Annotated in this window: 17 protein-coding genes; 3 read left to right on the top strand and 14 right to left on the bottom strand. The window is 65.0% G+C overall.

All coding sequences use genetic code 11. The annotated features are described in order from the left end of the window. Positions 1 to 2 precede the first annotated feature (2 nt). From rpsH to KAK09_RS04710, 9 genes are all read right to left on the bottom strand, one after another. On the bottom strand, positions 3 to 395 hold the full coding sequence (rpsH, locus tag KAK09_RS04750; RefSeq protein ID WP_210877709.1) for a 30S ribosomal protein S8: 393 nt from the start codon (positions 393 to 395) through the stop codon (positions 3 to 5). Between the two features lie 13 nt (positions 396 to 408). Beyond that, a complete protein-coding gene (gene rpsN, locus KAK09_RS04745; protein WP_210877708.1) occupies positions 409 to 714 on the bottom strand; it encodes a 30S ribosomal protein S14 in 306 nt (101 codons plus the stop codon). Positions 715 to 733: 19 nt separating this feature from the next. Continuing rightward, positions 734 to 1297 (bottom strand): 50S ribosomal protein L5, encoded by a 564-nt coding sequence (rplE, locus tag KAK09_RS04740; RefSeq protein ID WP_210877707.1) that lies wholly within the window; start codon positions 1295 to 1297, stop codon positions 734 to 736. Next, positions 1290 to 1601, bottom strand: a complete 312-nt coding sequence (gene rplX / locus KAK09_RS04735) for a 50S ribosomal protein L24 (RefSeq protein ID WP_210877706.1) — start codon at positions 1599 to 1601, stop codon at positions 1290 to 1292. The genes rplE and rplX overlap by 8 nt, the downstream gene beginning before the upstream one ends. A gap of 1 nt (position 1602) precedes the next feature. Continuing rightward, positions 1603 to 1971: a 50S ribosomal protein L14 gene (rplN, locus tag KAK09_RS04730; protein ID WP_210877705.1), complete on the bottom strand. Its 369-nt coding sequence runs from the start codon at positions 1969 to 1971 to the stop codon at positions 1603 to 1605. 76 nt (positions 1972 to 2047) lie between these two features. Further along, positions 2048 to 2278, bottom strand: coding sequence for a 30S ribosomal protein S17 (gene rpsQ, locus KAK09_RS04725; RefSeq protein WP_210877704.1), 231 nt, complete (start codon positions 2276 to 2278; stop codon positions 2048 to 2050). Positions 2279 to 2281: 3 nt separating this feature from the next. Next, complete coding sequence (gene rpmC, locus KAK09_RS04720; protein ID WP_210877703.1) at positions 2282 to 2494, bottom strand: 50S ribosomal protein L29; 213 nt, start codon at positions 2492 to 2494, stop codon at positions 2282 to 2284. A 209-nt stretch (positions 2495 to 2703) separates the two neighbouring features. Beyond that, entirely contained in the window at positions 2704 to 2991 is a 288-nt protein-coding gene (locus tag KAK09_RS04715; RefSeq protein ID WP_210877702.1) for an HU family DNA-binding protein, read from the bottom strand. Between the two features lie 135 nt (positions 2992 to 3126). Further along, the gene (locus KAK09_RS04710) at positions 3127 to 4590 is read right to left on the bottom strand and encodes an AMP nucleosidase (RefSeq protein ID WP_210877701.1); all 1464 of its coding nucleotides are present in this window, start codon (positions 4588 to 4590) and stop codon (positions 3127 to 3129) included. Positions 4591 to 4770: 180 nt separating this feature from the next. Between KAK09_RS04710 and KAK09_RS04705 the strand changes: the two genes are divergently transcribed. Further along, entirely contained in the window at positions 4771 to 5526 is a 756-nt protein-coding gene (locus tag KAK09_RS04705; RefSeq protein ID WP_210877700.1) for a class II aldolase and adducin N-terminal domain-containing protein, read from the top strand. Here KAK09_RS04705 and purD read toward each other — a convergent pair. After that, positions 5514 to 6785, bottom strand: coding sequence for a phosphoribosylamine--glycine ligase (gene purD / locus KAK09_RS04700; RefSeq protein WP_210877699.1), 1272 nt, complete (start codon positions 6783 to 6785; stop codon positions 5514 to 5516). The genes KAK09_RS04705 and purD overlap by 13 nt on opposite strands. Before the next feature lie 76 nt (positions 6786 to 6861). On the opposite strand from purD, the gene xseA reads away from it, so the two are divergent. Then, the gene (gene xseA, locus KAK09_RS04695) at positions 6862 to 8340 is read left to right on the top strand and encodes an exodeoxyribonuclease VII large subunit (RefSeq protein ID WP_210877698.1); all 1479 of its coding nucleotides are present in this window, start codon (positions 6862 to 6864) and stop codon (positions 8338 to 8340) included. Between the two features lie 77 nt (positions 8341 to 8417). Here xseA and KAK09_RS04690 read toward each other — a convergent pair whose 3' ends face one another. The 4 genes from KAK09_RS04690 to ilvD all read right to left on the bottom strand — a co-directional run bounded on the left by KAK09_RS04690 (position 8418) and on the right by ilvD (position 11987). Beyond that, a complete protein-coding gene (locus tag KAK09_RS04690; protein WP_210877697.1) occupies positions 8418 to 8786 on the bottom strand; it encodes a hypothetical protein in 369 nt (122 codons plus the stop codon). An 11-nt stretch (positions 8787 to 8797) separates the two neighbouring features. After that, on the bottom strand, positions 8798 to 9556 hold the full coding sequence (locus tag KAK09_RS04685) for a DUF6478 family protein (protein WP_210877696.1): 759 nt from the start codon (positions 9554 to 9556) through the stop codon (positions 8798 to 8800). Between the two features lie 111 nt (positions 9557 to 9667). Further along, positions 9668 to 10249, bottom strand: a complete 582-nt coding sequence (locus KAK09_RS04680) for a hypothetical protein (protein WP_210877695.1) — start codon at positions 10247 to 10249, stop codon at positions 9668 to 9670. Then, a complete protein-coding gene (ilvD, locus tag KAK09_RS04675; RefSeq protein WP_210877694.1) occupies positions 10230 to 11987 on the bottom strand; it encodes a dihydroxy-acid dehydratase in 1758 nt (585 codons plus the stop codon). Before ilvD ends, KAK09_RS04680 begins: the two co-directional genes overlap by 20 nt. 99 nt (positions 11988 to 12086) lie before the next feature. Between ilvD and KAK09_RS04670 the strand changes: the two genes are divergently transcribed. Continuing rightward, the gene (locus KAK09_RS04670) at positions 12087 to 12974 is read left to right on the top strand and encodes a CPBP family intramembrane glutamic endopeptidase (protein ID WP_210877693.1); all 888 of its coding nucleotides are present in this window, start codon (positions 12087 to 12089) and stop codon (positions 12972 to 12974) included. Positions 12975 to 12999 lie beyond the last annotated feature (25 nt).

The raw sequence follows: 12999 nt of genomic DNA, 5'->3' as shown, positions 1-12999 counted from the left end.
CCTCAGAATACCGTGCAGAGCACTTCGCCACCGACATTGGCGGCGCGCGCTGCTGCATCCGACATCACACCCTTGGGGGTGGAGACAATCGACACGCCGAGGCCCTGACGGACCGACGGAATGTCCTTTACGCCCATGTAGACGCGGCGGCCGGGCTTGGAGACCCGCTTCATCTCGCGGATCACCGGGGTGCCCTCGAAATACTTGAGACTGATCTCGATGGCGGCGTGGCCATTGTCATCCGTGCTCATATCATAGCCACGGATATAGCCCTCGGAAGCCAGCACATCGAGCACGCGCACACGCATCTTGGACGCGGGTGTGCGCACTGTGGACTTGCCGCGCATCTGCGCGTTGCGGATACGGGTGAGCATATCGCCGATAGGATCGTTCATATCTCTGCCCTCCTTACCAGCTCGATTTCACGACACCAGGCAGTTGCCCGGCGGAACCCAGCTCGCGCAGCATGATCCGGCTGACCTTGAGCTTGCGATAATAGGCGTGCGGACGCCCCGTGAGCTGGCAGCGGTTGTGAAGCCGCGTGGCCGAGCCGTTGCGCGGCAGTTGCGCAAGCTTGAGGGAGGCGCGGAACCGCTCCTCCATCGGCTTGGACTGATCGCTGATGATCACCTTGAGCGCGGCGCGCTTGGCGGCATCGCGCGCCACCAGTTTCTGGCGCTTCTTCTCGCGCTCGACCATGGATTTCTTAGCCATTAATCTATCCTCCCCCGGCTCAGCTGTTGAAGGGCATGTTGAAATGCTTCAACAGCGCCTTGGCTTCAGCGTCGGTCTGCGCCGTGGTTGTGATGATGATGTCCATCCCCCAAACTTCGTCGACCTTGTCGAAGTTGATTTCGGGGAAAACGATATGTTCCTTGAGGCCCATGGCATAGTTGCCACGCCCGTCGAAGGACTTGCCCGACACGCCACGGAAGTCGCGGACGCGTGGCATGGCCACGGTGATCAGGCGATCGAGGAAGTCATACATCCGGTCGCCGCGCAGCGTGACCTTGGCCCCCATCGGCATCCCCTCGCGGACACGGAACCCGGCGATCGAGTTGCGCGCAAGCGTGGTCACGGCCTTCTGGCCAGCGATGGTGCTGAGGTCTTCCTGCGCCGACTTGGCCTTTTTCGAGTCGCGCACCGCCTCGGCACCGCAGCCGATGTTGAGCACGATCTTGTCCAGACGCGGGATCTGCATGTCGTTCTTGTAGCCGAACTCTTCTTTCAGAGCAGGCTTGATGACCTCGCGGAAGTGCGCCTTGAGGCGCGGGGTATAGGTTGCGGTATCAAGCATCGATCACGTCCCCCGTGGTCTTGGCGAAACGCACCTTCTTGTCGCCGTCGATCTTGAAACCGACGCGGGTGGGTTTGCCATTCTTGTCGAGCATGGCGAGATTGCTCAGGTCGATCGGCATCGCCTTGGGGATGCGGCCACCCTGGCTCGACTGGCTCTGGCGGGTGTGGCGGATCGCCATGTTCACGCCTTCGACAACGGCCTTGCCAGCCTTGGGGTCGACGCTGAGGATGGTGCCCTGCTGGCCCTTGTCCTTACCGGCGAGCACGACAACCTTGTCGCCCTTTTTCAGTTTAGCGGCCATCTTACAGCACCTCCGGGGCGAGCGAGATGATCTTCATGAAGTTCTTGGCGCGCAATTCGCGCACGACCGGCCCGAAGATACGGGTGCCGATGGGCTCGCCCGCATTGTTGAGGATCACGGCGGCGTTGCGGTCGAACTTGATGGCGGTGCCGTCTTCACGACGGACTTCCTTGGCGGTGCGCACGACGACGGCCTTGCGCACGTCGCCTTTCTTCACGCGACCGCGCGGAATGGCCTCTTTCACCGACACCACGATGATGTCGCCGACCGAGGCATAACGGCGGTGAGAGCCGCCGAGGACCTTGATGCACTGAACCCGGCGTGCGCCGGAGTTGTCAGCAACATCCAGATTGGTCTGCATCTGGATCATTGGGTTTCTCCCGACCTGTGGGGGCTGTTCTTGTTCATTCCCCCAGGGTTTCGATCAAACCGGATGGTGCGAAGGATCAGGCCTCCAGCACCTCCCAGCGTTTCGTCTTGGATTTCGGCGCACATTCGATGATTCGAACCGCGTCACCCTTCTTGAAGGTGTTGTTCTCGTCGTGGGCCCGGTATTTCTTGGACTTGCGGATGGTCTTCTGAAGCACGGGGTGCTTGAAGCGGCGCTCGACCGAGACGGTCACGGTCTGGGCATTGGCGTCCGAGGTTACGGTGCCTTGCAGGATACGTTTGGGCATGGGTCAGGCTCCCTGCTCGGCGGCCGCGGTGCGGGCCTTTTCATTGAGGATCGTCTTGACACGCGCGGCCTCGCGGCGGGCACGGCGCATCTGCGCGGGGTTCTCAAGCTGGCCGGTAGCCGCCTGGAAGCGCAGGTTGAATTGCTCTTTCTTGAGCCGGACAAGCTCTTCCCGGAGCTGGTCCGGGGTCTTGTCACGCAGTTCGCTGGCGTTCATCGCCTCTTCCTTTCTCAATACACCGGCTGGCCCCTGACATTTGGCTCAGGGTCACCCGTTCCCCGGTGGATGGGATTGCAACACGCGAATCCCCCGCCAGGCGGGGGAACGCGGATTGCGGTTCTATAAGAGAGGGGCGCGCAAAGGGCAAGGAAAGATTTGACCTTGGCGTGCGACGGGCCGCCCGGCGCGCCGGGCGGCGCGCATGCTCAGCCGTTGACGCTGTCCTTGAGCGCCTTGGCGATGGTCATCTTGACCTGCTTGTCGGCGGGCTTTTTCATTTGTTCTCCGGTGGCCGGATTGCGCACCATGCGCTCGGCGCGTTCGCGGCAATAGATCTTGCCCACGCCGGGCAGGGTCACGGCGCCGCCACCCGACACTTCGCGCGTGATTACCGAGATCAGCGCGTCGAGCGCGCCGCCGGCGGTTTTCTTGTCACTGCCCATTTCCTCGGCCAGAGCGGCCACAAGCTGGGTCTTTGTCATCGGTTTCGCCATTTTCAGGTCTCCTTCGTATCACTGCCCGTACCTGGGGCCTCGCACCCGCAATTAAACGTGATGATGTGGTCAAACACAACGTATTGGGGGCAAAAGCAAGGGGTTTTCACTTATTTTGTGCGGATTTTCGCGTTTTCAGAGAAAGGCTGTCTCTTCAAAGCTGCGCAATTTGCGGCTGTGGATGCGTTCGAGCGGCATCCGGCGCAGCGATTCCATCGCGCGAATCCCGATCATCAGGTGACGTCCGACCTGGCTCTGGTAGAATTCCGAGGCCATGCCCGGCAGCTTCAACTCGCCCTGCAACGGCTTGTCCGAGACGCAAAGCAGCGTGCCATAGGGCACCCGGAAGCGAAACCCGTTGGCCGCGATCGTGGCGCTTTCCATGTCGAGCGCGATGGCGCGGGACTGGCTGAGGCGCTGCACCGGACCGGACTGATCGCGCAGTTCCCAGTTGCGATTGTCCACGCTGGCCACGGTGCCGGTGCGCATGATCCGCTTGAGGTCGAACCCCTCAAGCTGCGTTTCGGCTGCCACCGCCTCCTGCAACGCGATCTGGATCTCGGCGAGCGCCGGGATCGGCACCCAGGCGGGAAGATCGGCGTCAAGCACGCGGTCCTCGCGCAGGTAGGCATGGGCCAGAACGAAATCGCCCAAGGATTGCGAATTGCGCAGCCCCGCGCAATGACCCACCATCACCCAGGCATGGGGTCGCAGCACCGCGACATGATCGGTCGCGGTCTTGGCGTTCGACGGCCCCACCCCGATATTCACCAGGGTGATCCCGGACCCATCCGCGCGCTTGAGGTGATAGGCGGGCATCTGCGGCAGGCGCTCTGGCACGGGCAGGGTTCCGTCGGGCGTTGTGATCTCGGCATTGCCGGTGCTTACGAAGGCGGTATAGCCGCTGTCGGGGTCAGCCAGGGCAAGGCGGGCGAAGGCCTCGAATTCCGAGACATAGAACTGATAGTTGGTGAACAGCACGTAATTCTGGAAATGCGCCGGATCGGTAGCCGTGTAATGCGCGAGTCGCGCCAGCGAATAATCCACCCGCTGCGCGGTGAAAGGCGCAAGCGGGCGCGCGCCCGTCCCCGCCCATGTGCCGTTGACGATATGATCGTTGATTGCCGCAAGGTCGGGCACGTCGAAGATGTCGCGCAGCGGAAATTCCGCCGCCCCCTCCTGTGGCACGCCCGGCCCCTGCCCGGCGGCGACGGCGAAATGCACTGGCATGGCCGTGTCCGAGAACCCCACCGTCACCGGCACGCCGTGATTGTCGAGCAAAAGCGCCACCTGCTGTTCGAGATAGCCACGAAACAGGTCCGGCCGCGTGATCGTCGCCGCATAGGTGCCGGGATTGGGCACATGGCCAAAGCTGAGCCGGCTGTCGATCTTGGCATGGCTCGTGGTGACAAGCCGGATTTCGGGATAGAAGGCGCGCACGCGGGCGGCGGACAGCCTGCCCCGCAACGCCTCGTCAAAGCGCGCGGTCAGAAACGCCGTGGCCTCCCCGTAGAGGGCGCAGAGCATATCCACCGCCGGGCGCGCCTCGGTAAAGGCAAGCGGTGCCCGCGCGGGCGGGCTGAGCATCGGGGTGGTCATGGGGCGGTCCTTCCAGAAGGGGTCGGCGCACAGGTTGACACGGGCCACAGGCGCAATCAAGCTGCCGAGCCATGGACTGTGACACGATCACACCGGCCGATTTCGGCAGCCGCCCGCGCGGGCTTGGCCTCAACCTCCTGGTGCGGGACGTGCCTGCTGAACGACAATGAGGAGCCTGACATGACCGTGACCAGCCTGCGCCCCAACATGGATCACTGGCAGGAGCGGGTGGACCTTGCCGCCGCCTTTCGCTGGACCGCGCGGCTCAATATGCACGAGGCAGTGGCCAATCATTTCAGCCTGTCGGTCAACGACGATGGCACGCGATTCCTGATGAACCCCAACCAGATGCATTTCGCCCGCATCCGCGCGAGCGACCTGATCCTCGTCGATGCCAATGACCCCGACACGCTAGAGGGGCCCGACGCGCCGGATCCAACCGCCTGGGGGCTGCATGGCGGGCTGCATCGGCATTGCCCGCACGCCCGCTGCGCCATGCATGTGCATTCCATTCACGCCACGGTCCTGGCAAGCCTCGCCGACAGCCGCCTGCCGCCCATCGACCAGAACTGTGCGACCTTCTTCAACCGGCATGTGATCGACGAGGGATATGGCGGGCTTGCCTTCGAGGATGAGGGCGCGCGCTGTGCGCGGCTTTTCCACGACCCGAAACAGACCGTGATGATCATGGGCAATCACGGGGTCATGGTGATCGGCGACACGGTGGCCGAGACCTTCAACCGGCTCTATTATTTCGAGCGCGCCGCCGAGACCTATATCCGTGCGCTCCAGACCGGGCAGCCCCTGCGCGTGCTCTCCGACGAGGTGGCCGAAAAGACCGCGCGCGAGCTTGAGGACTATCCCGGTCAGGCCGAGCGCCACCTGGCCGAGTTGAAGGCCCTTCTCGACGCCGAGGGGTCGGACTACGCGAGTTGAAGCGCGCGCCAGCCGATGTCACGGCGGCAAAAGCCCTGCGCCCAGTCGATCCGGTCCACCATGCCATAGGCACGGTCGGCGGCCTCGCGCAGGTTTGCCCCGCGCGCGGTCACCCCCAGAACCCGTCCGCCATTCGCCACGAATTGACCGTCCTTGCGCGCGGTGCCTGCATGGAACACCTGGTGAAAGCTGTCCTCCGGGCAGTCCTCGACACCGCCGATGACGCTTCCCTTCTCATAATCACCCGGATAGCCCGTGGCCGCCATCACCACGCAGATCGCATGATCCTCGGCCCAGTTGACTGTCATTTCCGCCAGCCGCCCCTCGGCTGTGGCCTGCATCAGGTCGAGCGCCTGCCCGCCAAGCCGCATCATCAGCGCCTGACATTCCGGATCACCGAAACGCACGTTGAACTCGACCAGCCTGGGCGCGCCGTCCGCGATCATCAGACCGACGAACAGAACCCCCGAATAGGGCGTGCCGCGCCGTGCCATCTCGGCCAGAACCGGGCGCACGATCTCGTCGAGTGCACGCCTCGTGACCTCTGGCGTCATCACGGGAGCGGGCGAATAGGCCCCCATGCCGCCGGTATTCGGCCCCGTATCGCCCTCGCCCACGCGCTTGTGGTCCTGTGCCGTGCCGATGGTCAGCGCCGTTTCGCCGTGGCAAAGCACGAAGAACGACGCCTCCTCGCCTGCCATGAACTCCTCGATCACCACCTCGGCCCCCGCCGCGCCAAAGCTGCCGCCGAACATATCGTCAAGCGCGGCAAGCGCCTGTCCTTCGGTCTCGGCCACGATCACGCCCTTGCCGGCGGCCAGCCCGTCGGCCTTGACCACGATCGGCGCGCCCTGGGCCTGCACATAGTCTCGCGCCGCTTGCACGTCGGTGAAATGGCGATACGCCGCTGTCGGCGCGCCCGCCGCGTCGCAGATCGCCTTGGTAAAGCTCTTGGATGCCTCCAGCCGCGCCGCCGCCTGAGAGGGGCCGAAAACCAGCACGCCCGCCTCGCGCAGCCGGTCCGCCACGCCCGCAGCCAATGGTGCCTCGGGTCCGACGATGACGAAATCCACCGCCTCTTCCTCGCAGAAGGCCGCGACCGCGCCGCCGTCAAGGATGTCGAGCGTGGCGCATTCGGCGATCTGCGCAATTCCCGCATTGCCCGGCGCGACAATCAGCCGGTCGCATTTGGGATTCTGCAACACGGCCCAGGCGAGCGCGTGCTCGCGCCCCCCCCCGCCCAGAATGAGGATGTTCATGGCACACGCTCCCTTGGCCTCGGCTGTGCTGCGTTCTAGGGTCAGGCGGCACGGGACACAAGACGGGGAAGCGCACATGTCCGATCTGATCGAGGAAAGCGGCACGGGCGGTAATGCACCCGCATTTTCTGTGTCCGAGATTTCCGGCGCGGTCAAACGCGTGATCGAGGGCGAGTTCGCCCATGTTCGCGTGCGCGGCGAGTTGGGGCGCATCTCTCGCCCGCGCTCGGGCCATGTCTATCTCGACCTCAAGGATGACCGCGCGGTGCTGTCCGCTATCATCTGGAAAGGCGTGGCCGCGCGCCTGACCGTTGAGCCGGAAGAGGGTATGGAGGTGATCGCCACCGGACGCCTGACCACCTTCCCCGGCCAGTCGCGCTATCAACTCATCATCGAGGACATGGTGCCCGCAGGTGCCGGCGCGCTCATGGCGATGCTGGAAAAGCGCAAGGCGATGCTGGCCGCCGAGGGGTTGTTTGACGCATCCCGAAAGAAGCCGCTGCCCTACCTGCCCGAGGTGATCGGTGTGGTGACTTCGCCCTCTGGCGCGGTGATCCGCGACATCCTGCACCGGCTGCGCGAGCGGTTTCCGCGCAAGGTGCTGGTGTGGCCGGTGGCTGTGCAGGGGCAGAATTGCGCAGCGGAGGTGGCGCGCGCGATCCGCGGTTTCAACGCGCTGGTGCCGGGCGGGACGCTGCCGCGTCCCGACCTGTTGATCGTGGCGCGCGGGGGCGGCTCGGTCGAGGATCTCTGGGGCTTCAACGAGGAGATCGTCGTACGCGCCGCCGCCGAGAGCACGATTCCTCTGATCTCCGCCGTGGGGCACGAGACCGACACCACGCTTATCGACCATGCCGCCGACAAGCGTGCGCCGACGCCGACGGCGGCGGCAGAACTGGCGGTGCCGGTGCGGCTTGAGTTGCTGACATGGCTCGAGGGGCAGGGCGCGCGGCTGACGCACGCGCAGGGACAGGCCATCGCGCTGCGCGGTCAGCGGCTGCGCGATCTCTCGCGCGCCCTGCCACGCCCCGAGACGTTGCTGGATGGCGCGCGTCAGCGGCTCGACACCTGGGGCGAGCGCCTGCCCGCCGCGCTCATCCGTTCGGTGCAGATGCGGCGCGTGCGGCTGTCTGAAAGCGCGGGTGCGCTGCGGCCCGCGCTTTTGCGGCGCGCAGTAGAGGCGGACCGCCGCCGCCTGATGGCGACGGCGGCACGGCTCAATATCCACGCTCTCGGACGAGACATCGTGCAAAAGGGGCGCGACCTCGACCGGCTCTCGCAACGTTTTGCCGAGGCCGCGCGGCGTGATCTGGGCACGCGGCGTGACCGCCTTGCAGCACTCGACCGGCTGCGCGAAACCCTGGGATATCGCGCCACTCTGGCGCGCGGCTATGCGGTGGTTCGCGGTGATGGTGCGCTGGTGACGACGCGCAAGGCGGCGGAAGCGGCCAAGGCGCTGGAAATCGAGTTCAGCGACGGCAAGCTGGCGCTTGCGACGGGCAAATCAGCACCAAGACAGAAAGAGCCGCCACCCGATCAGGGGAGCCTTTTCTAGCGTGTTGGGTTGAACTTCCCCTCCCTCTGACAAGACCGGGGCGTGTGTTCGGGTTCGGGCGCGACGCGCCACGAATCTTACATTGTGTCGAGGCAATGCCGCCGGAAGGCGCGCTTGAGAAGATCCAGTTCTTCGCGCAAAAGCGCCATCTCGGCGCGGATGTCGTAGCTGAGCGCATCGCCAGCAAGCAACGTGAAACTGTCGAGCACCTGCCCGCTGCGGCGATCGCGGATGACAAAGCTCTGCACGCCGTCGGCGATCCTTTCGGCCGGCACCGGCACGCGCACCACCCAATCCCCTTCGGGGCGTGCGATCACCTCGACCCCCGGCACCGGTTCTTGCAGATGCGTGACCTCGATCTCGGGCAGGCCCTCGGTTTCGCCCGAGAGCACGCCCTCCCACAGGCCCTCGAAGAGCCGGGTCTTGACCAGCTTCAACTCGCTCATACCATCTCTCCTCAAAGTGCCGCGCGCGGGCGGCGGCCCAGGGTCACATCGCGCAGGATCACCTCGCTCATCTGCGGATTCTCGAAGATCAGGTCAATCCAGGCCCGCTCGATCCGCTTTTCGTTGAGGTTGGAATAGGCGAGATCGAATTCCACCATGATCTCCTCTTCCTTCAGCGGCAATTCGCGGACGATCTGCTCGGTATTGGGGCCATGACGGATGTTGAGCCGGGCAAAGATTTCCAGCGGCTTTTCCATCTCGACAATGGTATCGAGGCGAATCAGGTGCCGCCTTGTCAGCCCCTCGGTCGCCTCTTGCGGCAGGTCCACGACCAGAGACAGGAACGAGCCGTCAAAGGCAAAGACATCCATCCTGAGGCCATAGGGCGCAAGATCCGCCGCGCGCCTGTTGCGCACCTGCCGCAGCGACAGCTCGGACCGGGTGCAATCATGAAACACAGTCACCTCACGCCCAAGCATGGATTTCGACGGAACAGAAGCCTTGCCCGGACAGGGCAAAGGCAGCCGCCAGACTTCGGGCCGCCAGGCCCAGTCGGTGCCGTGAGGGCGTGGAAAGGCGTTGGAACCGACCAGTGGCAGGGCCAGCCGACTGTCGGCCACGGCCAGCGTCTCGTTGATGTAATGGCCGAGTTTGCGTCCCTGCGCCCGCACTTGCCGCAACTCACCCAGAGTCATGGCCGGGGCCTGGATCGCCGCCCGACGCCAGGTGCGCATAACGCGCCGATGCAGGAACATGTCGAGAATTTTCATGCAGAGCGGATCCTTGCCGGGTTTCCCGCAGGCGGGCACCGGACTGTTACCATGTCAGGTCTTGGCATAGCATTAATCCGAAACGGGAAACAATCCGACGAATGGCCTTTGCTATCGGATGGCGGGCACGATGGCGCGCGCACTCAACCCCGCGGCAAGGTCGCGCAGCAAGCCGCGCCCGTCAGGGCCGGTGAGCGAACTGCCCTCGGGCGCATAGACCGCAAGCCCGGCCAGATGCCCCGCGACGATCCGCGCGCCTCGCCAGTGGCGCGGATCTCCCCCCGGCAAGACCGCCTCGCCGCCCTCGAGGATCTGCACATAGACAAGACCGTCTTGCGTCCCGCTGGCCCCGATCCGTGCCGGAGCCAGCGGGCGGGCAAGGCTTTCGGGGGTAGGCGCCGCGGCGGCATGGGGCAGAACCGACACGGTCATCACCGCCGGTGCGACCACGATACCCGGCACGCCCGTCAAACTCACGCAAGAGGCCAGAAGCGCCACGCGACCGGAGCTTTGGCGCAGGCTGTCGGGGTCGATGCAATATCCGCGCGGGGCGTCAAGCACCACTGCGCCGCCCCCAAGAGCCACCGCCCGCACCGCCGGTTTCTGCGTCTCGCCCGTCTCCAGACAGGCGGACAGAAGCAGCAAACCGGCAAGTGCGCGCGCGGCCTTTGCCTCAGAGGTCCATATAGACATGCCGCTCGTGTTTGGCGCCCGGATGGGTGACCGCGCCCTCATGGGTCGGACCGACAAGCTGCGCGTATTTCCACAGCGCGCCCGAAGCGTAAAGCGTCTCGCGCGGGCCTGTCCATTCGGCCTTGCGTTTCGTCAGATCCTCGTCGCTGAGGTCCACCGACAATGTGCCGGTGATCGCGTTGATCGTGATCATGTCGCCGGTCCTGATGAGCGCGATCGGCCCGCCCTGCGCCGCCTCCGGCCCGACATGACCGACGCAGAAACCACGCGTCGCCCCCGAGAAACGGCCATCCGTGATCAGCGCGACCTTTTTGCCCATGCCCTGCCCCGACAGTGCCGCCGTGGTCGCGAGCATCTCGCGCATCCCCGGCCCGCCGGCAGGCCCCTCGTTGCGGATGACGATCACCTCGCCCTCCTCGTATTGCCGGGCCTTGACCGCCTCGAAGGCGTCTTCTTCACATTCGAACACCCGCGCGGGGCCGGTAAAGACCTGATGTTCTTCGGCGATCCCCGCCACCTTCACGATGGCACCATCGGGGGCGAGATTGCCCTTGAGGCCGACGACACCACCGGTTCTCGTGATCGGCGTTTCGATGGGATAGATCACCCGGCCATCGGCCTCACGCTCGATCAGGTCCAACTCCTCGCCGATGGCGCGGCCCGTGGCGGTCATGCAATCCTCGTGGATGAGGCCCGCCTTGCGCAGTTCCTTCATCACCACCGGAATACCACCCGCGTCGTAGAGATCCTTGGCGACGAACTGCCCGCCCGGTTTGAGATCGACGAAATAGGGCGTGTCGCGGAAGATCTCGCAGACGTCATCAAGGAAGAAGTCGATCCCCGCCTCATGGGCAATCGCCGGCAGGTGCAGCCCGGCATTGGTGCTGCCGCCGGTGCAGGCCACGACGCGCGCGGCGTTCTGCAGGGATTTGAGCGTGACGATGTCACGGGCGCGGATGTTCTTTTCCAGAAGCGCCATGACCGCCTGACCCGACGCCTCGGCATATTGGTCGCGGCTTTCATAAGGGGCGGGCATGCCGCTCGAATTCATCAGTGCAAGGCCGATCGCCTCTGAGACGCAGGCCATGGTGTTGGCGGTGAACTGGCCGCCGCAGGCACCCGCAGAGGGGCAGGCCACACGCTCGAGCATCTCCAGCGCCTTGTCCGACAGCGTGCCGTTCTGATGTCGGCCGACGGCCTCGAACATGTCCTGCACGGTCAGGTCGCGGGTGCGGAAGTCCTCGGGGATCTCGGGCAGTTGCGGTGCCTTTCCGGGCAGGATCGAGCCGCCATAGATGAATACCGAGGGCACGTTGAGCCGCACCATCGCCATCATCATGCCGGGCAGCGACTTGTCACAGCCCGCCAGCCCCACGAGCGCGTCATAGCAATGCCCGCGCATGGTCAGTTCCACAGAATCCGCAATCACCTCGCGCGAGGCGAGGCTGGAGCGCATGCCCTCATGACCCATGGCGATGCCGTCGGTCACGGTGATCGTGGTGAACTCGCGCGGGGTGCCGCGGGCCTGCTTCACACCCATCTTGACCGCCTGCGCCTGACGGTTGAGCGAAATGTTGCAGGGCGCGGCCTCGTTCCAGCAGGTGGCGACGCCAACGAGGGGCTGGTGGATCTCGTCCTCGGTCATGCCCATGGCGTAATAATAGGACCTGTGGGGCGCGCGGGCTGGGCCTTCGGTCACATAGCGGCTGGGCAGTCTGGATTTGTCGATCCTGGTCATCTGGGGCCTCCCGGTAATAGCTCGATTTCGGTCTAGGCCAGAGCCGCAGGCGGGGCAAGCCGATTGCATCGCCGCGCGCCGCCCGCTAGCGTCGCGGCCATGCGGTACGCGGCTCATGAAACCCTTGTTGCCCCGGCGCGGCCCTCGGCTGGGCTTGGGCGGCTGATGGCGGGCATCGCCGTGACGGTAGTGCTGTTCCTGATCCTGAGCGTCATCTATTCGCTGGCCTTGCCCGTGCTGTTCGGGGCCGAGGTCTGGGCGCGGATCGCCCCCGGTGTCGAGCGCGCGACAACCCCCGCGGGGGTGTTGGTCAACCTGTTCATCTTCGCCCTCCTGATCGCCGCGCTGGCCATCAGCCTCTGGCGCGTGCACCGGCGCAGCCTGCCAAGCGTCATCGGCCCGGTCGCGCCCGCGCTCTGGCAATTCCGCCGCGCCCTTGTGGCGCTCGTGATGCTTTACACGGTGATCATCGTCGTTCCCCTGCCCGAGAACATGGACCTTGCACCCAACCTGGCGCTGTCCACCTGGATCAGGTTCCTGCCGCTGGCACTGCTGGCGCTGTTTCTTCAGGTGCTGGCCGAAGAGGTGGTCTTTCGCGGGTATCTCCAAAGTCAGTTGGCCGCGCGCTTCGCCTCGCCCATCGTCTGGCTGGCGCTGCCGTCGATCGTCTTCGGCATGCTGCATTTCGATCCGGCAAGCCACGGCGCAACATCGTGGCTGGTGGCGGGCTGGGCGACTGTCTTTGCTCTGGCCGCAGGCGACCTGACGGCAAGGTTCGGCACGCTTGCCCCCGCCGTGGCCCTGCATCTGGTCAACAATGTCAGTGCGATCCTTGTCGCCGCGCCACAGGGCCGCTTTGACGGGCTTGCCCTTTATGCCTATCCGTTCTCGCTGAAGGAAAGCGAGGCAGTGTTGGCGCTCATGCCGCTGGATTTCCTGATCCTGCTGTGCAGTTGGCTGGCCATAAGGCTTGCGCTGCGCGGCTGATTGCATTTGCGGCGCGCCCCGCTTA

Origin of the sequence: Roseovarius autotrophicus, assembly GCF_018069895.1 — a bacterium.
Taxonomy (GTDB): Bacteria; Pseudomonadota; Alphaproteobacteria; order Rhodobacterales; family Rhodobacteraceae; genus Roseovarius; species Roseovarius autotrophicus.
This window is presented reverse-complemented; position numbering and strand designations above follow the sequence as displayed.

Coding starts and splice junctions, on each gene's coding strand:
- KAK09_RS04690 (WP_210877697.1), bottom strand. CDS start 8,786: ATGAGCGAGTTGAAGCTGGTCAAGACCCGGCTCTTCGAGGGCCTGTGG.
- rplN (WP_210877705.1), bottom strand. CDS start 1,971: ATGATCCAGATGCAGACCAATCTGGATGTTGCTGACAACTCCGGCGCA.
- rpsH (WP_210877709.1), bottom strand. CDS start 395: ATGAACGATCCTATCGGCGATATGCTCACCCGTATCCGCAACGCGCAG.
- KAK09_RS04715 (WP_210877702.1), bottom strand. CDS start 2,991: ATGGCGAAACCGATGACAAAGACCCAGCTTGTGGCCGCTCTGGCCGAG.
- xseA (WP_210877698.1), top strand. CDS start 6,862: ATGTCCGATCTGATCGAGGAAAGCGGCACGGGCGGTAATGCACCCGCA.
- rpsQ (WP_210877704.1), bottom strand. CDS start 2,278: ATGCCCAAACGTATCCTGCAAGGCACCGTAACCTCGGACGCCAATGCC.
- KAK09_RS04670 (WP_210877693.1), top strand. CDS start 12,087: ATGCGGTACGCGGCTCATGAAACCCTTGTTGCCCCGGCGCGGCCCTCG.
- rplE (WP_210877707.1), bottom strand. CDS start 1,297: ATGCTTGATACCGCAACCTATACCCCGCGCCTCAAGGCGCACTTCCGC.
- rpmC (WP_210877703.1), bottom strand. CDS start 2,494: ATGAACGCCAGCGAACTGCGTGACAAGACCCCGGACCAGCTCCGGGAA.
- rplX (WP_210877706.1), bottom strand. CDS start 1,601: ATGGCCGCTAAACTGAAAAAGGGCGACAAGGTTGTCGTGCTCGCCGGT.
- purD (WP_210877699.1), bottom strand. CDS start 6,785: ATGAACATCCTCATTCTGGGCGGGGGGGGGCGCGAGCACGCGCTCGCC.
- KAK09_RS04705 (WP_210877700.1), top strand. CDS start 4,771: ATGACCGTGACCAGCCTGCGCCCCAACATGGATCACTGGCAGGAGCGG.
- KAK09_RS04685 (WP_210877696.1), bottom strand. CDS start 9,556: ATGAAAATTCTCGACATGTTCCTGCATCGGCGCGTTATGCGCACCTGG.
- rpsN (WP_210877708.1), bottom strand. CDS start 714: ATGGCTAAGAAATCCATGGTCGAGCGCGAGAAGAAGCGCCAGAAACTG.
- KAK09_RS04680 (WP_210877695.1), bottom strand. CDS start 10,249: ATGTCTATATGGACCTCTGAGGCAAAGGCCGCGCGCGCACTTGCCGGT.
- KAK09_RS04710 (WP_210877701.1), bottom strand. CDS start 4,590: ATGACCACCCCGATGCTCAGCCCGCCCGCGCGGGCACCGCTTGCCTTT.
- ilvD (WP_210877694.1), bottom strand. CDS start 11,987: ATGACCAGGATCGACAAATCCAGACTGCCCAGCCGCTATGTGACCGAA.